At 60.0% G+C, this 21,382-nt stretch carries 26 protein-coding genes; 16 read left to right on the forward strand and 10 right to left on the reverse strand.

Translation table 11 applies throughout. The features are described 5' to 3' along the window. Positions 1-40: 40 nt before the first annotated feature. Positions 41-541, reverse strand: a complete 501-nt coding sequence (locus tag RAS12_RS15995) for a hypothetical protein (RefSeq protein WP_306937022.1) — start codon at positions 539-541, stop codon at positions 41-43. Between the two features lie 181 nt (positions 542-722). On the opposite strand from RAS12_RS15995, the gene RAS12_RS16000 reads away from it, so the two are divergent. After that, a complete protein-coding gene (locus RAS12_RS16000; protein ID WP_306937024.1) occupies positions 723-899 on the forward strand; it encodes a hypothetical protein in 177 nt (58 codons plus the stop codon). 151 nt (positions 900-1,050) lie between these two features. Here the strand turns inward: RAS12_RS16000 and RAS12_RS16005 are convergent, their stop codons facing one another. Both RAS12_RS16005 and RAS12_RS16010 read right to left on the reverse strand, forming a co-directional pair. Next, positions 1,051-1,308, reverse strand: a complete 258-nt coding sequence (locus tag RAS12_RS16005; RefSeq protein WP_306937027.1) for a hypothetical protein — start codon at positions 1,306-1,308, stop codon at positions 1,051-1,053. Between the two features lie 40 nt (positions 1,309-1,348). After that, positions 1,349-1,552: a cold-shock protein gene (locus tag RAS12_RS16010; RefSeq protein WP_306937028.1), complete on the reverse strand. Its 204-nt coding sequence runs from the start codon at positions 1,550-1,552 to the stop codon at positions 1,349-1,351. Positions 1,553-2,015: 463 nt separating this feature from the next. Here RAS12_RS16010 and RAS12_RS16015 point away from each other — a divergent pair, with 463 nt between their 5' ends. From RAS12_RS16015 to RAS12_RS16040, 6 genes are all read left to right on the forward strand, one after another. Next, on the forward strand, positions 2,016-2,456 hold the full coding sequence (locus RAS12_RS16015) for a hypothetical protein (protein WP_306937030.1): 441 nt from the start codon (positions 2,016-2,018) through the stop codon (positions 2,454-2,456). A 53-nt stretch (positions 2,457-2,509) separates the two neighbouring features. Then, positions 2,510-3,805 carry a hypothetical protein gene (locus RAS12_RS16020; RefSeq protein ID WP_306937031.1) on the forward strand — a complete coding sequence of 432 codons (1,296 nt, stop codon included), beginning with the start codon at positions 2,510-2,512 and terminating at the stop codon, positions 3,803-3,805. Between the two features lie 106 nt (positions 3,806-3,911). Further along, positions 3,912-4,511, forward strand: coding sequence for a LysE family translocator (locus RAS12_RS16025; RefSeq protein ID WP_306937032.1), 600 nt, complete (start codon positions 3,912-3,914; stop codon positions 4,509-4,511). Between the two features lie 169 nt (positions 4,512-4,680). Next, on the forward strand, positions 4,681-4,941 hold the full coding sequence (locus RAS12_RS16030) for a type II toxin-antitoxin system RelE family toxin (protein WP_306937033.1): 261 nt from the start codon (positions 4,681-4,683) through the stop codon (positions 4,939-4,941). A gap of 136 nt (positions 4,942-5,077) precedes the next feature. Further along, on the forward strand, positions 5,078-5,311 hold the full coding sequence (locus tag RAS12_RS16035) for a helix-turn-helix domain-containing protein (protein ID WP_306937035.1): 234 nt from the start codon (positions 5,078-5,080) through the stop codon (positions 5,309-5,311). Between the two features lie 69 nt (positions 5,312-5,380). Next, positions 5,381-5,785 (forward strand): GCN5 family acetyltransferase, encoded by a 405-nt coding sequence (locus RAS12_RS16040; protein ID WP_306937037.1) that lies wholly within the window; start codon positions 5,381-5,383, stop codon positions 5,783-5,785. Between the two features lie 55 nt (positions 5,786-5,840). On the opposite strand, the gene RAS12_RS16045 is transcribed toward RAS12_RS16040, so the two are convergent. Further along, a complete protein-coding gene (locus tag RAS12_RS16045) occupies positions 5,841-6,581 on the reverse strand; it encodes an SDR family oxidoreductase (RefSeq protein WP_306937038.1) in 741 nt (246 codons plus the stop codon). A gap of 38 nt (positions 6,582-6,619) precedes the next feature. Then, entirely contained in the window at positions 6,620-7,960 is a 1,341-nt protein-coding gene (locus tag RAS12_RS16050) for a CitMHS family transporter (RefSeq protein ID WP_306937039.1), read from the reverse strand. A 148-nt stretch (positions 7,961-8,108) separates the two neighbouring features. Between RAS12_RS16050 and RAS12_RS16055 the strand changes: the two genes are divergently transcribed. From RAS12_RS16055 to RAS12_RS16095, 9 genes are all read left to right on the forward strand, one after another. Beyond that, a complete protein-coding gene (locus tag RAS12_RS16055) occupies positions 8,109-8,804 on the forward strand; it encodes a response regulator transcription factor (RefSeq protein ID WP_306937041.1) in 696 nt (231 codons plus the stop codon). Then, the gene (locus tag RAS12_RS16060; protein WP_306937043.1) at positions 8,773-10,221 is read left to right on the forward strand and encodes a sensor histidine kinase; all 1,449 of its coding nucleotides are present in this window, start codon (positions 8,773-8,775) and stop codon (positions 10,219-10,221) included. The genes RAS12_RS16055 and RAS12_RS16060 overlap by 32 nt, the downstream gene beginning before the upstream one ends. Beyond that, positions 10,211-11,314 (forward strand): ABC transporter substrate-binding protein, encoded by a 1,104-nt coding sequence (locus tag RAS12_RS16065; protein ID WP_306951477.1) that lies wholly within the window; start codon positions 10,211-10,213, stop codon positions 11,312-11,314. Before RAS12_RS16060 ends, RAS12_RS16065 begins: the two co-directional genes overlap by 11 nt. Positions 11,315-11,416: 102 nt before the next feature. Then, complete coding sequence (locus tag RAS12_RS16070) at positions 11,417-13,117, forward strand: DUF6138 family protein (RefSeq protein ID WP_306937045.1); 1,701 nt, start codon at positions 11,417-11,419, stop codon at positions 13,115-13,117. Positions 13,118-13,436: 319 nt separating this feature from the next. After that, positions 13,437-14,522 (forward strand): LuxR family transcriptional regulator, encoded by a 1,086-nt coding sequence (locus RAS12_RS16075; RefSeq protein ID WP_306937046.1) that lies wholly within the window; start codon positions 13,437-13,439, stop codon positions 14,520-14,522. A gap of 222 nt (positions 14,523-14,744) precedes the next feature. Then, positions 14,745-15,065 (forward strand): DUF4148 domain-containing protein, encoded by a 321-nt coding sequence (locus RAS12_RS16080; RefSeq protein WP_306937049.1) that lies wholly within the window; start codon positions 14,745-14,747, stop codon positions 15,063-15,065. A gap of 174 nt (positions 15,066-15,239) precedes the next feature. Further along, positions 15,240-15,695 (forward strand): hypothetical protein, encoded by a 456-nt coding sequence (locus tag RAS12_RS16085; protein WP_306937050.1) that lies wholly within the window; start codon positions 15,240-15,242, stop codon positions 15,693-15,695. A gap of 7 nt (positions 15,696-15,702) precedes the next feature. Continuing rightward, complete coding sequence (gene ybiA / locus RAS12_RS16090; protein ID WP_306937052.1) at positions 15,703-16,260, forward strand: riboflavin biosynthesis intermediates N-glycosidase; 558 nt, start codon at positions 15,703-15,705, stop codon at positions 16,258-16,260. Further along, positions 16,257-17,075, forward strand: a complete 819-nt coding sequence (locus RAS12_RS16095) for a hypothetical protein (protein ID WP_306937054.1) — start codon at positions 16,257-16,259, stop codon at positions 17,073-17,075. Before ybiA ends, RAS12_RS16095 begins: the two co-directional genes overlap by 4 nt. 6 nt (positions 17,076-17,081) lie before the next feature. Here RAS12_RS16095 and RAS12_RS16100 read toward each other — a convergent pair whose 3' ends face one another. From RAS12_RS16100 to RAS12_RS16120, 5 genes are all read right to left on the reverse strand, one after another. Continuing rightward, positions 17,082-17,501: a DUF2628 domain-containing protein gene (locus tag RAS12_RS16100; protein ID WP_306937056.1), complete on the reverse strand. Its 420-nt coding sequence runs from the start codon at positions 17,499-17,501 to the stop codon at positions 17,082-17,084. Positions 17,502-17,695: 194 nt separating this feature from the next. Continuing rightward, the gene (locus tag RAS12_RS16105; RefSeq protein ID WP_306937058.1) at positions 17,696-18,751 is read right to left on the reverse strand and encodes a hypothetical protein; all 1,056 of its coding nucleotides are present in this window, start codon (positions 18,749-18,751) and stop codon (positions 17,696-17,698) included. A 158-nt stretch (positions 18,752-18,909) separates the two neighbouring features. Next, positions 18,910-19,260 (reverse strand): P-loop NTPase family protein, encoded by a 351-nt coding sequence (locus RAS12_RS16110; protein WP_306937060.1) that lies wholly within the window; start codon positions 19,258-19,260, stop codon positions 18,910-18,912. Between the two features lie 376 nt (positions 19,261-19,636). Next, positions 19,637-20,086, reverse strand: coding sequence for a response regulator (locus tag RAS12_RS16115; RefSeq protein ID WP_306937061.1), 450 nt, complete (start codon positions 20,084-20,086; stop codon positions 19,637-19,639). Between the two features lie 326 nt (positions 20,087-20,412). Further along, positions 20,413-21,132 (reverse strand): META and DUF4377 domain-containing protein, encoded by a 720-nt coding sequence (locus tag RAS12_RS16120; protein ID WP_306937063.1) that lies wholly within the window; start codon positions 21,130-21,132, stop codon positions 20,413-20,415. Between the last annotated feature and the right edge of the window lie 250 nt (positions 21,133-21,382).

Below are 21,382 nucleotides of genomic sequence, written 5' to 3' on the forward strand. Positions count from 1 at the left end.
ACGCCGGCAGGCTTTCACCCCCAAGGTCATACCCAGAAGGTCATACCCAAGATATCGGCCAACGCGCCAGCCGCGTCACCAAACCTTCCACATCCTCGTAAACCGCCAACACCCCGCGCTTGTTTCTCAGCACGACAACGCGCTTGCCCTCGAATTCGTTGATATGGCTGTAGTGCGCGGGTTCGCCCGCGCCGCCATCCTGCTTGTACGCGGTTTTAGCGCGATCAACAAAATCTTCATCATCGCGCCCCACTCGGGTAATGCCCGGACGCATAGGAATAGGACGTTTGTCTTTGCGCGGTTCGTTGCCATCGCTGGCAAGCAACTGAGCAATGCGCGCCTTGACCATCGATTCATCAAATATGCCCTGCACAGCATCGCCATTCAAGATACGTTGCCGCGTATCCAGTGGAATTTCATTCCAACGGCTTAATACAGACGAGCCAAGATAAGCCAATATTCGCTGCTCGGAAGCGTCGAATTGCTCAATCGCGAAAGACGTGGCCAACGCTGCAATTTTCACATCGCCTTCGCTGTCCACGCGCTCGTTGCCTGCCCCACTGTTTGAGTTCGTCATGCGAATCTCCCGGGCGTTTTGATTCAGTCAGTGTAGGCCTGCTGACAGACTATTGTTTGTTGCAATTGAGGCTTAGGGAAACCCATATCCGGAGGCTACCGTGGGGTAGCGGCTTATCGCTGCAATAACCCAAGAGGTGCTCATCATGGCTTTCCCCACCCGCTTCGGCGCATCGTCCAATCAAGCCGATCAGAATCAGGCTTCCAATCAGCAGCAAGAACAGCAGGGCGAACAAACGCAGCAGCAAAAGGAAGACGCCGCGCGCAAGCAAGCTCAGACGGCAGGAAACAAGCCCGGCGCCGCAGAAACCCAGCCCGAGTGAACACTGATTTGCTTCACCGTGCGTTATCAACGTCAACCGCCCCTACGCGGGCCGGTGTAATCCAACGCGGTTAGCTTCGCCGCTGAAATAAAAAGGCCGCCCACATAGGGCGGCCCGGTCTGGCAGAAGTGCAGCGTCAGGCTGCGAAGAATCAAGCAGGCCTGGCATGTGCATCAACCACAAGGCGACCATGATTGATAGCGGCATCTACCGCCATTCCCGGACTGGACACAAATCCGCCGGATGCAAATAAAGGCACAGCGTGATGTTCGTTAAGTTTGTCTAAATCTGCCGCAAGCTCTACTGCCACGGTTGCGGTGAAGGCGGGCCGGCCGCTGCCCCCGACTGAAATGCGGGAAACACTTGCGGTAAGCCGATAGCCCTTGTAGACCATATTGTTGTGAAACATGAACCCCCCAAATTTGATCAAAAGGCCCTAGGGCCTTTATTCACAAAGTGCGGATTTGCGTGGCGTGCGGGCCTTTGGCGCCCTGCGCAGTCACGTAACTGACGCGTTGGTTTTCAAGCAAGACCTTGTGGCCATCGCTCATGATTTCAGAGAAGTGGGCAAACAAATCCTTGCCGCCGTTCTCGGGCATGATGAAACCAAAACCCTTTGCATCGTTGAACCACTTAACAATTCCGGTTTCCATAATCTCATTCCTTTTAATGCGAGCACCGCCCGCGAAGATGAGCCTGTCAAGGAAAGGACTGCGAACAATTAAGCGCCCCAGAGGGTGCAAGACCGGACGAAAATCACGATGCTCGAAAAGCTTCTAACCCACTATGGGCGCAGGGTCGCTTAAAGTCAATTGGCGTTTCCAATTACCACGTAACGGGGATTTTCTTGCAGATTCCCTGCTGGTTAACGACAAAAGCGGCCATTTAGGGCCATGCTCGATAGGTCGCGCACGATATATTGAGTAACCATCACTGCTTTTGAGTAAAGCAGCAACATAAAGCGCGTATCCTCAAGTGATGGTGCTTGAACGTGCGTCGCCTCGCCGTATCGCCATACAGGAGTATGGCAATGGACAAACACCGCAAGCCAATGGCGCAAGACCGCGCTGGCGCACACATCTCGATAAAAGCGCACGCGCTGATTGCAGACGCTGCGTGAGCGCGATCAGAAGGTCTATCGCCCGATTCGCCAACGCCTGCGTCAAACTCCTTCCATCGGCATCCCTGCCCCCCAGCGGCGGAGAACCCAAACGCGAGACTCGGCGTGAACATGCCGCGATCTCGTCGCCATGGCGCATTTATCGCATCTATGCACGGCCCGGCCACCTGTTGCTGCGCAACGAACAAGGTCGAATCCTGGACCTGGGCGTGATGAAAGGCGTTGAACCCAACCTGACCTACCGGCTTTTTGCCCGCGATTTGCAAGGCAAAGGCTTTGCCACACGCACACTGCTGCTTGATGACATCGCGCGCCGCATTGAAGCGGGCGAGGTCAGCAAAGAGCTGGCCAACCTGCCTGAATGGACAGAACCCCTGGGTGCGGACCTTGACCGCGGGACACACACGGATGTGTCGATGAAGTTGTCAGGCCGCTAGCGCGTAAGTTCGTATCGGATATGCTCTCGGCTGCATATCTTCAGGGCTTGCTCATGCAAAACGCCGCCGGGATTCTGGACACGTACGAACGCCTTGGGTGGAAGAACAACGACCCCATGGCGCAGATGCTGCAACTTCGCCGTGAAAACCCCAAGGCATTGGGTGAGCTAGTCATACTAGCGCTCGGCCGGCCGCTGAAACACACAACATTCATCGACGCCGCGCTGGACCTGATGGATGACGACACCTACATCGCAACGGTCGGCGCAGCCTGGGAACGGGTTCAGCAAGGCGCAAGTTCGGACCTGCTGTCGTCAATCCTCGATTCCGCCTGCCTGCAATATCCACTGGTATACGCTTCGGATTGGGAACAACTGCTGAGCATTCTGCATACGGGCGATTCAGGCCCAGCCTATCAGGACGATCTGGCCTGGCGCGCACTGGATGCCCGCACGGTGAACGATTGGCTCACGCGGCTGGAGCACGACACCGGCGCTGGCACACTGGGCCGTAAGCGCGCCATCGCGTTGCTGCGGTCGCGGCGGCCTGACGCCGTGCAGCGCGCCCTGTCCCGCTTGTTCCCGGACCCGGCTGATGCGCAAGCCGCATCCTGGTTGCAACTGGCCGGCTATTGTGCACACGCGGACGGATTGCGCATGCTGCATGGCGCTCAGCCGCTGCATATCAGGTTTAGCGCCGAGCAGCGTATAACCATGCAAGCGGACCAACCATCCTGGCGGCGCGCCGTGCACCAAGCGCATCCTACCTGGCAGTCCGACGCGCCCCCTCTCGCGCTAGCTCACATGGGCGGCAGCATCACCAGTACCTGCGGCTTGTGCCATCAGCCGCTACACCGCTTGCTGTCCTTGGCCCAGCCCGCATTGGCAGGTATCGCCAGCGAAACCGCGCTGGAGTTTGCAACCTGCCTGTCGTGCCAAGGGTGGGAAAGCGATGGTCCGATGTTCTACCGCCACGACGCCACAGGCATGCCCACGGCGCACCCGGGTCAGCAGCGTAGCGACGCATTGACGCCCGACTATGCCGCAGAAGCGCTGCTGGAAGCCGACGTGCAGTTGTTCACCGCGCCCGCACGCTGGACCTGGCAAGACTGGGGCGAATCAAATGGCCGCCAAAACCTGAGCCGCGTGGGTGGCCCGCCGAGCTGGGTGCAATCTGCCGACTATCCGGCCTGCCCCGATTGCCAGGAAGACATGGTCTTTACCATGCAACTGGACTCGAACCTGCCACAAGATGGCGGCGCTGAATGGCTATGGGGCAGCGGCGGCTGCAACTACACGTTCTGGTGCGCGGATTGCCGGGTCAGCGGACAACTCTGGCAATGCACATAGTGGTCCAGGCGGAACGCAGTACGTCGCGCAACATTTGACAGCTAACATTGCCGCTTCATAGACCGTGTGATACAAGACGGCCCTCTCCGCCTTGTACTGTCAGCGCATGCTTTCCGCTTCGGCCACTGGCTTATTCATCATCGGTATCACTGTTGTTCTGGCCATGCCCGGCCCCACCAATACCTTATTGGCGGCCGCCGGTTTGCGGCAGGGATTCAAACCATCAGCGCGCCTGACTGGCGCGGAACTGGCGGGCTACGTGCTGTCGATCTCGATCTGGGGCCGCTTCCTGGGTCAAGCGGCACAGGTTCTGCCCTGGCTGCCCACCGTGGTGCGTGTTGCCAGCAGTCTATACATTGCCTATCTCGCCTGGCGCATGTGGCACGCAGCCAATGCCGTGCCGTCGGCCGCCCAGCAGTTGATCGGCATGCGTACGCTGTTTGTCGCGACGCTGCTGAATCCCAAAGGCATCCTGTTCGCCAGCGCCATCTTCCCAACTGCCGCTTTCCAGGACCTTGCCCAATATCTCCTGTCCATGGCGATCTTCGCGCTGCTGTTGGTTCCCATCGGCCTGATGTGGGTCTTGTTCGGCGCGACCCTGGGCGGCGACCGGCTCAAATGGCTCGACCCCGCAAAGATGCAGCGCGGCGCGTCAATTGTTCTTGGCCTTTTTTCTGTGACGTTGGCATGGTCTGTGTTTCGCTAGATAACGGGAAGCGTCCTATAAACAAGCGGAATGCTTGATACGGTGGTCGCTCGGGGGCTAGAACACGACGGGAGCCCCCGTCCCGTTGAACCCAGAATAGAGGCAGTAAGCGATGGCGGGCTTGTAAAGCTATATAGCTTAGGCTATAAAAATACGGATGCCGCCACGCATGTTTTCGATCAACTGGGCCAAAAGGGCGGTCAGACAATGGCTCAAGATTCCTAAAACAGACCGGAATCGCATTACAGCCGAGGTCGCAAAGTTGAAGTCGTTTCCCCATACGCCCAACATCAGGGCTTTGGTGAACCACGAGTTTGGCTATCGGCTACGAGTCGGCCAGTACCGGATTATTTTCGATGTCCACTCTGTGATCCGCATCATCGAAATCCAAGAGGTGAAAAAGCGCGATGACAGCACCTATCGAACTTAAGCGCAGAACAAACATAAGTCTGCATCCGACCATCATCGAAAGCCATGGCAAGCCCGCCTTCGTCGTACTTCCGTACGCGGAATACCTTGCGCTGGCTGGCGGGAAGCCTCCTTCCCCGTCCCCTTCCCGCATCCCCTTGGACGGCACCATTCCCCATGAAGTGGTGGCGTTGATGTCCCAAAATGACTGGGGCATCATCCGCGCCTGGCGAGAGTACCTGGGCCTGACTCAAATTGAGATGGCCTCGCGCTTGGGCATACGCCAGCCTAGCTATGCCGCGATGGAGGCTCCGGGCGCGAAACCCAAGAAAAACACCCGCGAACGAATCGCTGCCGCGCTGGGCGTACAGTTTGATCAAATTGATGTCTGATTTGCATCCGCGTCGGACCCCGTATGCCGAATTACAATCCAGCCCCATCAGTATCCCGCAACCATTCTCATGACCACTGAACATACGTCCGCCCACCCCATCGCCATCGACCCCGAACAAGTCGGGGAATATCCTGCTCTGACCAAATCAGGCGGCGGCTATTTTTACGATGATGTGCTGGAATACCGTGTGTGGGTCCATCCCCATGCTGGTGGCGAAGACTTGCACGAAGGCGACGATTATTACTACGCATTCGCCACATTTGAAGAAGCCGCGGAATGTTCGGATGAAACACTTGGCGCCGAAAAGCCGCTGGTGCTGGTCCGGCAGTTTGAATCCATCAACGAGGCCGTGCCCGGCCAGTTTGAACACGTGATCGCCGAACGGATCACGGAATGGCGCGTGGAGTGGCTGGCGGACAGCAAGCGCACCGCCACGTCCATTCCCGACTTTTTGAAAAGCCGCGCGCACTGACTGCGCGTGATGCGTCATGGGGCAGGCATCAGCGCCGCCCCAAGACGCAAAAGCATCAGCTCATGTAGACGCCGCCGTTGATGGCGTAGTTGGCACCCGTCACAAAGGCCGCGTCGTCCGACGCCAGCCAGGCGCATAGCCCCGCCAGATCTTTGGCTGTACCCAGCCTGCCCACCGGCACGCTCTCAATAATGCGATCCAGCAGCGCGGGCGGAAACGCCTTGACCGTGTCGTCAGCAATAAAGCCCGGCGACACCAGATTCACTGTCACGCCGCGCGCCGCCACTTCCTGCGCCAGCGACCGGGTAAAACCGATTACTGCGCCCTTGGCCGTGGCGTAGTTGATCTGGCCGATCTGGCCTTTCTCGGCGGCCACCGAGCCAATGTTGATAATGCGGCCCCAGCCCCGGTCGGCCATGCTGTCCACCACCTGCTTGGTGCTGTTGAATAGCGTATCCAGATTACTGCGCAATACCGCCGACCAATCGGCATAAGCCATCTGGCGAAAGCGCATGTCCAGCATGGAACCGGCATTATTGACCAGTACATCGATCTCGCCGACTTCACGGCGGACCTTGGCGAAAGCCGCTTCGGTGGATACCCAATCCGTCGCGTCGCCTTCTGACGCCACAAAGTCATAACCCAAAGACTTTTGTTCTTTTAACCAGGCATCACGGCGCGACGAGCGCGGTCCGCATCCTGCCACCACGCGATGCCCGGTATGGTGCAGGGCCTGGCAAATCGCGGTGCCCGTATGGCCCATTCCGCTGGTAACGTAAGCAATGCGCAAAGCCATGAACATTCCTTTATCTATAGTGCGGTGTGCGCCGCGAATCAGGTGACCGCCCCAACCAGCGGGAACAGGCCAAACGCCAAGGCAGCCGCCAGCATCACCATGCAGACCATCGTGGCCCACTTCAGCGCATAGCGCTGGTGATCCCCGAATTCCACGCCTGCCAGACCCACCAGCAGATACGTCGACGGAACCAAGGGGCTAAGCAAGTGCACGGGCTGGCCAATCAACGACGCGCGCGCCATCTCAACGGGGGAAATGCCATACCCCGCAGCGGCTTCGCTCAGAATGGGCAGCACGCCAAAGTAGAAGGCGTCGTTCGACATGAAGAACGTGAACGGCAGGCTGACCAACGCCGTAATGCCGGCCAGATACGGGCCCATTGCGTCTGGAATCACGGCCAGCAGGCTGCGCGACATCGCTTCGACCATGCCTGTGCCGGACAAGATGCCGGTGAAGATGCCCGCCGCAAAAATCAGCGACACCACCGACAGCACATTGCCCGCATGCTGCGCCACGCGGCGGCGCTGTTCGGCCAGATTGGGATAGTTGATGATCAGCGCAATAGCGAACGCAATCATGAACAACACGGGCAGCGGCAACACGCCCAGCACCAGGCTGACCATCAGCGCCAAGGTCAGGCCCGCATTCACCCACAACAGCTTGGGGCGGCGCAGGTCGTGATCGACCTCGATTTCGGGCAGGTTCTTGGGGCCGTCTTCGTCATAGCCGGCATGCAGCGACGCGCCATCCGGCAGCGACAGCACGCCCAGACGGCGGCGTTCACGCAGGCCCAAAAAGAACGCCAGCACCAGAATCGACACAATTGCCACGCCCATTACCGGGACCAGCGGCACGAAGATATCGCCCGCATCCACGTGCAGAGCGCTGGCTGCGCGCGCCGTCGGTCCACCCCAGGGGGTCAGGTTCATGACGCCGCTGGCCAGCATCGCCAGGCAAGTCATCGACAACGCATTCATCTTCAGGCGGCGGTATAGCGGCAGCATCGACGCCACTACGATCATGTAGGTGGTCGAACCGTCGCCGTCCAGCGAAATAACCAGCGCGAGCACGGTGGTGCCCACCACGATTTTCAGCGGATCACCCTTCACGGCGCGCAGGATGCGGCCCACGACCGGGTCAAACAGGCCCGCGTCGATCATTACCCCGAAATACAGGATGGCGAACATCAGCATCACGCCCGTGGGGGCAATCTTGCGAATGCCGTCCAGCATCATCTTGTCGATGCCAGAGCCGAAGCCGCCCAACAAGGCAAAAATAATGGGGACAAGGATGAGCGCAACGAGTGGCGACAGGCGCTTGGTCATGATCAGCGTCATGAACGTGATCACCATGCCGAAGCCAAGCAAGGTCAAAAGCATGAGGGGTTATCTCCGACAAGTCGTTGTTATGGGTGTGAACCTGCCGCCGGCGGGGGAAGCAGGAACCGAAGACTAGGAACAAAAGCTGTCTGGAACCTGTCGTTTTTGTGAAAGGCAGAGCCATCTGGCCGCGCACTACAATTGCCGGATGCGCATATTGGTGATCGAAGACGATGAAGACCTGGGCGACGCACTCGTGCGCCGGCTGCGCCGTCTCGGCCATGCGGTTGACCTGCAATCCGACGGCCTGAGCGCCGACGGCGTGCTGCAGTACGAAACCTTCGACCTGGTCATCCTGGACATCGGCCTGCCCCGGATGTCTGGCTTTGACATCCTGCACCGCCTGCGCGACCGGGGAAGCAAGACCCCCGTACTGGCGCTGACCGCCCGCATCGACATCGAAGACCGTGTCCATGCCCTGGATACGGGCGCTGACGACTATCTGGCCAAACCCTTTGATTTCCGCGAACTGGAAGCCCGCTGCCGCGCCCTGCTGCGCCGGCCCACTGCCCAGTCGGCAGGCGTCCAGCGCTTTGGCGAACTGATCATCGACAGCGCCGCCCGGCAGGTCACCCTGGCCGGCCAGCGCATCGACCTGCCCAAACGCGAATACAGCCTGCTGGAAATCCTGCTGGCCGGCATGAACCGCGCCGTCAGCAAATCTGAAATCGCCAACAAGCTGTTCGCCTTCGATGACGACGCCGCCCCCAACGCGATCGAGGTCTACATCGCCCGGCTTCGCCGCAAGCTGGAAGGGTCGCCACTGCGCATCGAAACGCAACGCGGCACCGGCTACCTGCTGACCTCTACCGATGACCCGGCTTCCGGCTCCGAACGCGAATAGCGGCACCCTGCGGCTCCACCAGCCGCGCCGCATCTCAATACGCCGCCGCCTGCTGGCCATGCTGCTGGCGTTGTTTGTGATTGGTTTGGGCGCGCTGTATCTGCTGGTGCGCGGCTACGCCCAACAAACTGCCGACACCACCTACGACCAGCTGCTGCGCGCATCCGTGCTGTCCATGGCTGACAGCCTGCAACTGGTTCAGAACGAATGGCAGATGGATATGCCATATGCCGCGCTGGCGCTTTTGGAACAGGCGCCGCGAGACCGCGTCTTCTACCGCGTAGCGACAGGCGACGCCAGCCTGATCTCGGGCTACGCGGATCTGCCTGCCCCGCCTGAACGCGGCGCAGCCGCAAGCCCGCAGTTGTACGACGCCGCGTACCTGGGCCAACCCGTGCGCGTGGCCTGGATGGAACGCAAGATTGCCGGCCCGCAGAACACCCAGACCGCGACCATTCAAGTGGCGCAGACCCGCGAAGCGCGCAACGCCCTGTCCGCCGATATCCTCTGGCGCGGCACCTTGACGCTGATGGCGTTTACCGCCGCCGCGCTGGCGCTGGCGTACTGGGGCCTGCGCCGTTCGCTATCGCCTATTCAGCGCATTGAACGTGAACTGGCGGCGCGCAGCGCATCCGATCTGCACCCCATCAACGCCCCCGTGCCAGAAGAGCTGGACACGCTGGTGCATTCGCTGGACGGTTTCATGGGGCGTCTGTCGGACAACCTGGACACCTTGCGTCTGTTCATCGCCGAAGCCGCGCACCAGCTGCGTACCCCGCTCGCCGCGCTGCACGCGCAAATGGAAGTGGCGCTGGACGAAGAAGATCCCGCAGAACAGCGCCGCAGTCTGCTGGCCGTACTGCGCAACGCCGAGAAATTGTCGCGCCTGGTCAATCAGCTGTTAAGCGACGCCAGTGTCATTCACCGCAGCAACCTCAAGCATTTCCAAGCCGTAAATCTGGCCGAACTACTGAGCCAGGCGGTCTACGACACGGTGCCTCAAGCCGATCCCCAGCCCGACGTGCGGCTGCACCTGCCTGCCACGGCTGCGAAAGATCCTCCAGAAGTCATCGGCGACAGCCTGATGCTGCGTGAAGCCTTCAAGAACCTGATCGACAATGCCCTGCGCCACGGCGCGTCGGATGACGGCCACATCAGCATCCGGTTGGACCGCCACGACGGCGACTGGCGCATCACGGTATCCGACCACGGGCCAGGCATTCCCCCGGCGCTGGCCCAAGCCGCCTTCGAACGCTTTGTGCGCGGCCCCAACCCGCGCGCGCCCGGCGCTGGCCTGGGCATGTCCATCATCAAGCGCGTCGTCGATATCCATCAAGGCAGGCTCAGCCTGAGCAATCGCGTTGGCGGCGGCCTGGATGCCGTCGTCACCTTACCTGCCCACCGCCATGATGCGTAACGCCCTGTCTACCCTGCGATGGTTTGCCGCAACGGCCGCGTTGCTGCTGGCCACGACCGGCCACGCTCAGGAAGTCAGTAGCAGCGGACTCACGCTGGGTCCAGCGGACGCCAGGAACGTGCTGGTCTTGCATGCGTCAAACAGCGTGCAGGTGTTTAAAGGCGTGCTGGAGGACTTCAGCAAACTGAATCCCGCGATACGCCTGGAGTACACCGAGCTGACCACGCAGGAGCTCTATAGCGAAACCATAACCCGCGCACGAACGGAGCCAGCGGCGAAATCCGGCCCGGACCTGATCATCAGCAGTGCCATGGATCTGCAAATGAAGCTGGTCAATGATGGCCACGCGCAAGTCCATATCTCGGCCGAAACGCGGGCGCTGCCCGCCTGGGCCAACTGGCGGGATGAGGTCTTCAGCATCGGCACCGACCCGATCGTCATGGTCTACAACACGCAAAAGCTTGACCCCGCCCGCGTGCCTCACACCCGCCGTGAACTGCTGTCTTTGCTGCAAGCGCCCGACCAGCCTCTGGCCGGCAAGATATCGACCTATGACGTGCAGGGCAGCGGCATCGGATACTTGGCCGCCACGCAAGACACGCGGTTGGACAGCATGGCAGGCGCCCTTCTGGCCGCATTCGGCCGCAACGGCGTCACCGTGCATGCGTCAACCGAAGACGCGCTGGACAAGCTGCAACGCGGCGACGTCACGCTGGCCTACAACCTGCTGGAGTCTTATACCCAGCACCGCATCGACCAGGGTGCGCCGCTAGCCATCATTTATCCGCAGGACTACACGCTGATGCTGTCGCGCTCGGCGATCATTCCGAAACAGGCGCCGCGCGGGGATCTGGGCGCGCTGCTGCTGGATTACCTGCTGTCCCCAAGAGGCCAGGACATGTTGGCCAAACAGTCGGGCATGCGGCCTGTCGGCGCGTCCGATGTACCCGCCGCAGGCATACGTCCGATGAGTCTGGGCGTGGGCCTGTTGGTGTATCTGGACCCGTTGAAGAAACGTCACTTCCTGGATTTATGGCGTGCGGCCGTGCTTCCCGCCGTTCCTCTGTCCAGCCCGGCCAGTGTCCCGCACTGAAGTGGTTCTGGCCCGAGGCTGCGTGTTTCGCTTCGGGTAGCATACGGCCCACTCTTACCCACAAGCGCTCAGCGGCTGGCAGCCGCAGCGCTCTAAAGCACCATGACCTCTGATACTTCCGGCGCGATCGGCCTGCATCACAAGACGGCCCAGCAGATGCGCGACGAAACACTGGCCGCCATACACGGTTGGTTCGAACAGCTGGAAAACCGCCAGGACGCGGACGGCACGGTGCGCCGGACGACGCTGCAAGCGGGCATCTACAAAGAGGTTCTGCTGGAATACGACCCGTCTCGCATCGTATTTGACGTGATGCCAGACTGGCACCCGAATAGCCAGGATGGGCTGCGCTCCCAAGGCCGCAATGGGCCGGTCAGCCCCGAACAGGTGCAGGAAGAGTTTGTGCCCGTACTGGCCGAGGCCGTGCGTGAACGTGTAGCCCGGCTGGCGGGCAAGCCGCAACTCGACTACCGCTTCCGCTTTCGCGCGCAGTTTCCCACTACCGGCGGAAGGCTGAGGCTGACGCTGCTCGATCACACTGACGACGCCAAACAGCAATCGCTACGCCAGCGTGTGCAAACGTATGTGGATCAGACGTTGCTGCAAGGCAGCGCTCCCACCGCGCGCCTGGACATTACCTTTCTGTGCCGCCACCTGTTGGACCCGCAACTTTTTCCCGAACCGGACGCCGCGTGGCTGATCCATATTTTCCAACGCGTGCTGGAACTGAATGCTGGCCAGCCGTCTCTGGCCGAGCAGCGCGGCGCCATCATTTACGCGCTGCGCGTCTGGAGCGAGCAGCACTACCTGCCGCGTTATTTCAATATTGACCGCAACGCCTTCCGCAAGAACACCTATGAGCCAAAGCCCGGCGCCGCCCTGGCGCCGGACGACAGCGATATCGGCCTGCTGCTCTATACCGCCACACTGATCCTGCGGCACGAGCCAGGTTACGCGCGTCCTACAGGCCTGGGCTTCCTGGAGCTGGCAAAAGAACTGGGCAGTGAACGCGCCGCCGGCATGCTGACCGAAGGCAGCGGCGCGCACCCGGTTGAACATACGCGCCTGTCCAACACCGAAGTGGACTGCGCCGCCAACGATGTCCTGTCCACGATCACGCTACACATCCGTCAAGAAACTGCCACGGCCTATATCCAGGCCTTGAACTTCGTCACGCGATTGCTGCAAGAAGGTTTTCCGCCCGGCTACCAGTTTCGAGTCAAGAGCAAGGTCAAACACTACCTGTCCGTAAAGGGCCTGGCCAAGTCCGACACGCATCGGTTCTTTGCCAACGCCGCACAGCACCCGGCTGCGCTCGACGCGTTGGAAGCTTACGCTCGTGCCGCCATCAAGCCCTTTGAGTGGTACACCGATGCCGAAGCCGAAAAGAACTGCCTGACTGGCAGTTACGCCACCTTTGCGCTGGGCTTGGCCGATGCCCGCTATTTCCCGCTGGTGCGGCACTACATGGAATTGGTCGACGACGAACACCAATCCGCGCAAGACCGGTTCACTGCCCTGTTCATTGAACACCATGGCTTGACGCCAGCAACCGTAGACACGATCGTCGCCTGCCTGTGCTGCTGCACAGACAACTTCAGACTGCCCAAGAAACCCGCTCTGGACGACAGCGCCACCCTGGAAGCGCTGATTCAAGCGATGGCCACGCTGCAGGAGCATGACGTACCGCTGGTACGCGAACGCCTCTGCGGCCCGGACAAGAAACTGGCGATCGAGGCCCGCAAAGCGGAAGGTGAGCGCAAGACGCTGCTGCTGCGATTGCTGGGTCTGAACGGCCAATAGGCCCACCGTCGCCTCCCCTGCCTGGCTCTGGCGCCGCAGCCAAAACCGATTTAACTATCCCGGTATTTCCGTATCAGCCCCTAATTAGCGCACCATTTCTCTCATCATCCGACAGTAAGGATTTTGTCCTTCATCCCGATTTTGCGAGGATAATTTCCGCTTGAGCCCGCGGCGGCCGATCTCCATGCGCCCTCTACCGCCCGCTCATCCGCTCTGATTTGCAGCAGCCGAGCACCGCTTTTGGCTCCCAGAGGCCGAAGCGACCACCACCTGAGACACGTAGCAGCGATTACGTTTGAACCAGCGCTGGAGGCACACCATGGCCGAGCATCAGATTGTTTTGCGGCGCGCAATTGACGCCGTGCATCACCTGACCGATCCCGAACCGCCCTGGCAAGACATCTTGCGCACTGCGCGGGATCTGGTTGGCGCCGACAGCGGCACGCTGATCGTCTTTGATGCCCGCAACGAGCTGCTGAATCTGTCTGCCATTGGTTTTTCGGATGCGTGTTTTTCCGACTACCAGGGCCACTATCACCGTTGCGACATTCTGGAACGGGACTCGCGGCAGGCCTTGGCCGGCACTTGGCTGGATACCGCGCGCATGTATAGCCCCGCGCAATTGCAGCGCACGGAGTTTTACACGGACTTCATGGTCAAACACCGCATGGCGCAGATTCTGTGCCTGATCGTTGAATCCAACTCAGTGATGCATGCATCGATCGGGTTCCAGCGCGCCAGTGTCGATCTCAACGCCAGCCAGCGCATGCAGAGCGGCGATTTCGCCCAATACTTCCGCACGCTGCAAAGCCAGTTGGCGCAACGCGAAAAAACATTAGCCATCGGGTGGAAATCCATCGAAAGCGCATTCTCGGAAGTCGGCGAAGCCGTCGTGCTGCTGCACAAAGATGGCAGGGTTGAAAAAATGTCTGCGCTCGCGGTGGGGCATCTGGACGATGCCGACGGCTGGACGGTGCGTGGCGGACGATTGCGGCATGCTGATAGCAAGGTGCAGCGGCTGTTCGACACCCATTGCGCGGCCGCCATCCGGGACGGAAAAACGCGGTCAGTCGCCACCGCATCTGGCTGGGGGGAATTCTGCTGGATCGACATCAGCGTCGCGCCCGACACGTTGAGCCTGATCGGCGGCCCCTTGCTGCTGATTCGCCTGCGGCGTAAGAGTGCCTTCGCCATGCCCGACGTCATCAAACTGGAATCGGTGTTTTCCATCACGCACGCCGAAGCCGCCGTTCTTGCAGGTCTGGCGGCAGGGCACAGCGTGGAAGAAGTGGCGACCTTGCGCCGGGCTTCCGTACTGACCGTGCGCAAACAAGTGGCATCGTTGTTGAGCAAAATGGAATGTAACCGCCAGTCGGAACTGGTACGGCTGGCTTCGTTGCTATAAGCCGGACGGCGCCTGGCGTACGACTGGCGCCATCCCATGCGGCGCCACCGGCGTACTCAATTTTGAGTATGCCGCACCCACCCATGCGGCCCTACGATAAGCCGGAAGCCATCAGAGAGGGGGCATCCCAGTCCCGCAGCGGTCCTTGTCCAATCGGCCACATCGCATGGAGCACGGACTCAGGATAACGCTGCGGTCACGCTTATCCTCAAGGAGTACTTCATGAAGCCCATTCTGACCCTCCGCGCCATCATCCCTGCCACGCTGGCGGCCCTTGCGCTGCTGTCTGGAACCGCTGCCGCCCAAATGGGAGCCGCCCCAACCACCGCCGCGCCCGAACCTAATGTCGTCCTAAGCCGCGATGACGTTATGCGCGATCTGGCCGCCTGGAAGCAATCCGGCGTTGAAAAAAATTGGAACAGCGACAACACACCGGATATCAACAGCCCGGAATACGTCAACAGCTATAAAAAGTATGTGGACACAGTAAGGCCCGGCACCGCCGCGCCGCAGATGCAATCGCAGAACCCCGGCAAGTGGTGACGCGCTTGCCGCGTGCATGACATGCGTAACTCGGGGCGTAAAGAGATGAGCCCAGGCGCTTTCTTGCGCCCCGATGTCCGTCGTAAGAAATTCAGCAAAATATTCGTATTTTGAAACCGCGCCCGGGCATTCCCCCTTTATCCTTCAGCGCTAGCCTATTTGGAGCGCGAAGCGATGACCAACACCCACTCTCCCCAAGACGTGGAAGAACGCCTGGCCCAATCCCATCCCAGTGAACTCTACGTCCACGCCCTGCAATTATTCGAACAGGGCCGCAAGGACGAAGCCGTCAAATGGTTCTTTGCCGGGCAGCTGCGATTTCGCTACCTGCTGATCGCCAACCCTGGCCTGCCGGAAGATGACGAGCCAGCCGCCATGGATGCGCTGAACGCCACCGTCGGCTCCAGCATCAACGAGTGGGCAGCCGGTGAACCGAACGACTGGGCCGACGCCATGCAGGCCGCGCTGGACTGGGATGCCCGCTATCCCAACCCCACCACCCCCAAAGACAAATACGCCCACGCGCTGGAAGAAACGCGCGCAGGTCTGGCATCGCTGATCCAGCAGATCCGCGACAACGTGGATATGATCCGCGAACAGCGCACAGAAGCCGGACTGGAAAACCGATAATTCTCAAATGACCGACACCCGCTTTCTAGATGAATTGCGCCGCCGCTACAACACCGGCGCCAAGCTCAAATACGTATATTTCTGGGGCCACCAGGCCAGCAAGCACGGCGTCACAGCCTCGTGCTTCAGCCAGTGGTATGGCGCGCCATTTGAAGTCGACAGCCAGCGCTACCCCAGCGCAGAGCACTACATGATGGCCGAAAAGGCGCGGCTGTTCGGTGACGAAACCACGCGCGCCCTGGTGTTCAAAGCGCCAAACCCAGGCGCCGCCAAAGCGCTGGGCCGCCAGGTGCTGGGATTCAAGGAAAACGTCTGGCTGGCTGAACGCTACAACATCGTTGTACGCGCCAATCAGGCCAAATTCGGCCAAAACCCGGAACTGCGCGATTTTCTGGCCCAGACAGGCAAACGCGTCATCGTCGAAGCCAGCCCGGTGGACCGCATTTGGGGCATCGGCATGGCGCAAGATGACGAACATATCGCCAACCCTAATCTGTGGCGCGGCCTGAACCTGCTTGGCTTCGCACTGATGCAGGTGCGCGACGAACTGGACGCCGCCAAATGACCGCCATCAGCCATGCACAGGCGCTGAAGAAACTGGCCGCCGGCACCTTGGTGCAGACGCTGGACGAAGACCTGTCCCGGCTGCTGACCCGCACGATGGCAAGAGCCCGGCACGATCCTGCCATTGCCGCCAATCCGGGTGCAGCGGCGTTGCCGCAATTGCTGCGGCGCTGGAACTGCGTGCTGCAAGCGGGTGACGATGCCGTCTCTGAGCTATACCGCCAAAAGACCGTCGTAGCGCTCGTGATCCTGCTGCACAAATACGGTATCGCCGACAGCGCCCTGACGGCGAGCGCCGATACGGCCATTGATGCAATCAACGATGCCGTCGCGCTCAGCGACGACTTTCACCGCAAGACCAACGACATCAAGAAGGCGTTCTTACGCACGCCGCCCGCCGCCCTGAAACGCGCGCCGGGCCTGCCCGACAGCCTGACCTTCTACCGGGCGGGCGATGTGGTTTCCTACCAGTTGGACGGCCGCTATTACGCCGCGTACGTGCATCGCTGCGCCGGGATCAATGAAAGCCCCATCATCGAGTTCTACGATGCGGTTTTCGATCACGTCCCGGCGATCGAAGAGCTACAGGGTAAAGCCGCCCGGGGCCGCCGCTACAACGACGGCAGCATACATATCGAGCTGATGTCGGTCGCGGGCATGAAGTTCATGCCCGATCCCGCCGGACAGATCGTGCTGGTGAAGGCTTGCGTGGAAACACCGCCCGGCAACAGCCATCTGGGCGAGCGCATCGGACTGTACGTGGTGTCGGATGTTTTTGAGATTCAAGAAAGCGTGGACAGGATGTTTGAAGCCTGACGCCCGTCAACTGACGCTGCGGCGCCCCGCCAGCACCGCTTCGCTTGCGCTGCGGGCCTCCACTTGCCGAACGAGTCTGTAGCCAGCGCGACGGTACCGTTCGCGAATCAGATCATTGCCGTGCGAACCTAAAAAAACGGCGGCCACGGCCCCCATCAAGCACAGCCAAACATGCAGCATGTGCGCGAGCGGCGCGCTTTGGTTGGCCGACAGCACGAAAACCATCAGCCCGAGCGCATATGCGCCAGCAATCTTCCAATGCTGCTGACGAACCGCCCAGAACCCGCCATACAGAAAGGCAGGCCAATTCCAGCCCGCTGCAACCGCCAACAGCCGGCCTTTCCTGTCGCAGTAGATGTAGTAACTGTGCATGCTGCACGGCGCCGCGATGCGTGCTGCGCGTGGCGCGGCAAGCGGGCTTGTCATAGGCTGATCCGGCAGTTGAGACCGGCTTACTGCCGGATCAGTCAGATCATTGGAATGCGATGTCGTAAAGCCCCCGAGTCAATATGCCGGACCAAGCGGCAGGGAAAATTCTCGTGGGCATGCTACGCGCCAGCCCGGGCCAAGGGCATAGTAGAAATTTGAATTCCGGCAATTCAATGTTTATTGCGCTTGCCTCACGTCAGATAAGACGTCACTTCTTCCGGCGTCAGATAGCGCCTGAACGTCATGGCCGGTTGCTGCGCCGCGTGAATGATGCCGTTAAAGCCCGACCAATTGCGCTTCGTGCCCTCGTCCGTCTCCAGCGCAATCAATACCCGCTTGCCGTGCTTGGACATATTGTGGCGAAGCGCAGCTTCCCCCCATGCCCACAGCATCGCATTGACCAGTTCGCCATTGGCATAGGCGCCAATCTGCAACCATTGAAAATCCGCAGTGTCGCCATCCATATCTGGCTCGCGCTGGGCAATCTCCCGCTTGACGCCCAACGCCTGCGCGTGCTCGCCGATCATGATCTGCAACAACGTGAACGCGTGGAAGGTATTGTTGATCGCATGCGCGTCGGCCACAAAACCCGTTTTGGATGTGGGCAGCACCACCACCAATTCGTGCTCGTAACTGACCTGCGCCGCCATCCACAAATAATGCAGCTGCTCAAACGGCAAGCTATCGTTATTGGTCGCCATGGGGTGCAGCAGCGCCATTAGCTCCTGATCCGAAACAAAGCCTTGGTGATTGCCTTGATCACGCATCAGCATCGTCATCATGGGCAACACCAGAACATCCACGGCCTCTTGCAAGGCTTCGATTTCCCAACGCTTATCTTGTGGGAGCGCAGCCATTTTTCCCTGAGCATCGATCCAGACCTGGCGGTCGGCCTCTTCGACTTCTTCGTCGTCTTCTTCAACCTCTTGCGCGCAATACGGGCGCAGCGTGTGCAACCAAACTCGCAACAGCGTTTGCAGCGTGGGAAAAAGAATAGCGGGATCGGCGTCGTCTTCCACCAGCGAGCCGCACATCAACGCCAAGGCGCTGGCGCGGTTTGGATGCAGAGCAGGCAGCAACTCGGCACAAAACACGAGACTGGGATTGTCCTGGCCCGGCTCCTGGGCATGGGCGTAAAACGCGCTGACTTCCGGCCGTTGGAAGAATTGCTCCAAGGGGTCCAGGTCGTCCGGCTTGGTAACCGGGGAACGGAGCGTATCGGCAAGATCGGCGTGGCAGGTGGTCATGGAGGCAAAGGCAAGATAGCTGAGGACTGACGCCCAACCAGGCAAGAAAATCCAGGCGGCGACTACTGATCGAGGAGTTTACTGAAACGCAGCGTGCGGGACTTGGGTAAACAAGGCTGCTGGTCTCTGTGGGCGGCGCTAAATACGACCAGTTCCGTCTATCGACTAAGTTGCGCCGATCGATAAAAGCGCCCAAGTTCCGCCGTTGTAGCCAATCTCAGTTTGGGCAGGCGTATGTCTTCGTACATCTCTGCATAGCGCCGCCGATTGGCGGGAGTCACAACAGCGATGTGATGAATCATCCGCCATTTCACAGAATCTCTACCCCCTTCCAACCCGCCGCGCCGGTCGCGTTCAAACCAACTGCGGCGAATGTAGCGGAATAGGCTGGCAGCGGTAGACAAGTCCAGCAGGATGAATCCGGTTGCTCGCTCCAATCGTTGAGCAAGCGTGAGCGTGTAGTTGCCCTCCATGACCCATTGATCTTGCTGTATCGCAAGATCATGCAAGCGAACAAATTCCGCTTCAGGCCGGGGCCGCCAATCCGTATTGGGCGCGTGAAACAGCTGATCAAGATGAATCGCCGGAATGCCACGCTTGCGCGCTATAGCCTCTGCCAGCGTGGATTACCACTGTTGGAAGGCCCCAGCAGGCAGATTCGCGGGCCGAGCTCGTCAAGCATGTTCATAGGTGAGTTCGGACTCATGCCGGATGCGGCAACGTTGGCGAGTAAGACCTGACGCTAGTTGGCTGCGGCGATGTGGGCTTGGGTGACCTCGGGCACCAGTTACGCAAGGGCTTGCGGCGCTCGAATATCGCAGCGACGACATAGCGTTCTTCGTTAAAAGAATCGGTCAACTCCCGCCCGATCGTTTCAGAGCCGCTTTATACCGCCGGGACTGGAATGCACGCCGAGCCGATTCCAATTGGGCTCAGAAGGCCATCCAACTTGGTCCGATGGTGCAACTGCCGCGCCGGAGCGGGCGTCAAGCGGCGGACGGTTTCCAGCACATCCAGCGGCTCGGCAGGTTTACGCATGTAGGCCGCATACCCTTCGCAGACCTCGCCAATTTCGTATTCCGGACGGCCGCTCAACACGAGCACAGGCGTTTCATTCAGATAGGCGTTGTCGCGCATGGCGGTGAGCAATGCTCCGCCATTCATGCCCGGCATGGAAAAGTCCGTGATCACGAGGTCCGGACGCAAGGCAATCATCTGCTGCAACGCGGTGAGTCCATCCGTGTGCGCCGTGACGTCATACCCCTCGCCAATCAGGAACTCGCTCAACATTTCGATCAACATCGGCTGATCGTCGACCAAAAGAATTTTTGTCATGGTGATTCAGTGCCACGTACTGCACATGGGTGTGGTTCTGGTTGCCGTAGCGGAAAGCCGCATGCTAGGGCATGCACGCGGTTCCAGTGTGTAGTAATTGTATCGGGACGAAACCCGACACAAACAACGGGCCGTCAGCCAAGCATTTCTGATGCTCTGCCGCACACGCAACGATGAGAAGAGCTGTTGGCTATCACGTCGTGCGCGCCCCGGGGTAAAGATGGGAGGGCGATGTCGCCACCAACGCAACCTGTCATAAATGTTGTTTTAGTGGCCATAAAAGTACTTCTATGAAGGTACCCCGCGTCGCACGCCCCCCGCGTTACCTACTTCCGCCCAGCGTCCTGCTCCACCACCATATCCAGCACATACACCTTGGACGGCGCATCTGCGGGCGGGTTCTTCCAGTCGTACCGCTTCACGCGCAGTACAGTCCGCACGCCATCCTTGTGCTCAAACCCCTCAATCGACTGATACAGCGGATGCCACTTGTCCTGCGTAGGCTGTTGAATGCCAGCCTCGTTATAGCGGCGTTCACGCACCATCAGGCACTGGTAGTTGGGAATCATCGGGTGGCTGCATTCTGCTTTTTTTGCCGCCACTTCCAAGAACATGATTTCGCCCGTGCTGCCGTACAGGGTTTCCGGCGTCGGTTCTCCAACAAACTTCAGAACGCTGCCGTCCTTGGCAATCAGCTCCAGGCCGGGTTCGGCCGTATCGCCGGATAAAGTCGCGCGCAAATCGCCTTTGAGGCGTTGGCCTATCTCGGCGTCCAGCTGCATCAGACTCTGGTCGCAAGCCTTCATCGTCGATGCCAGGTTCTCCACATGCAGCACGCCGTTCTTGAAGCTATAGCCGCCAAACTGCGCATTGCAGCCGCCGCGAATGTTCAAGGCGTCTTTCGAGAAGGTCAGGCGCAGTTGATGTTCGATACCGGTCTGCAAAGCCGGAATGGACTTACCCGACGCATCGGCCGCGGACGTCAGGCGCCAGTAGTAGGCGGGCAGCGTCAATTGGCTGGCAGGCGCGGTGGTGGTGGTCGGCATGGAGGACGATCCTTCGCTAGGAGAGGAAACGGGCGCGCAGGCCTGAAGCAGCGCGGCGCAAGCGGACGCAAGGAGGATTATTTTTTTCATGGTTCGTTCCTGTAAGCCGGATGGCGCTGATGAAAAGCGGCATTCTACGTCCGTAGCGTGGACGATTTTAGCGAACAGGCATCCATACAGTTTCAAAATCTTGCGGCAGCGTCGCCAAAATCCAAGGCATGGCGCCGGCTGACAAGCAGCCGGTTTCATA

It is taken from the genome of Achromobacter seleniivolatilans (genome assembly GCF_030864005.1).
GTDB lineage: Bacteria > Pseudomonadota > Gammaproteobacteria > Burkholderiales > Burkholderiaceae_B > Achromobacter > Achromobacter seleniivolatilans.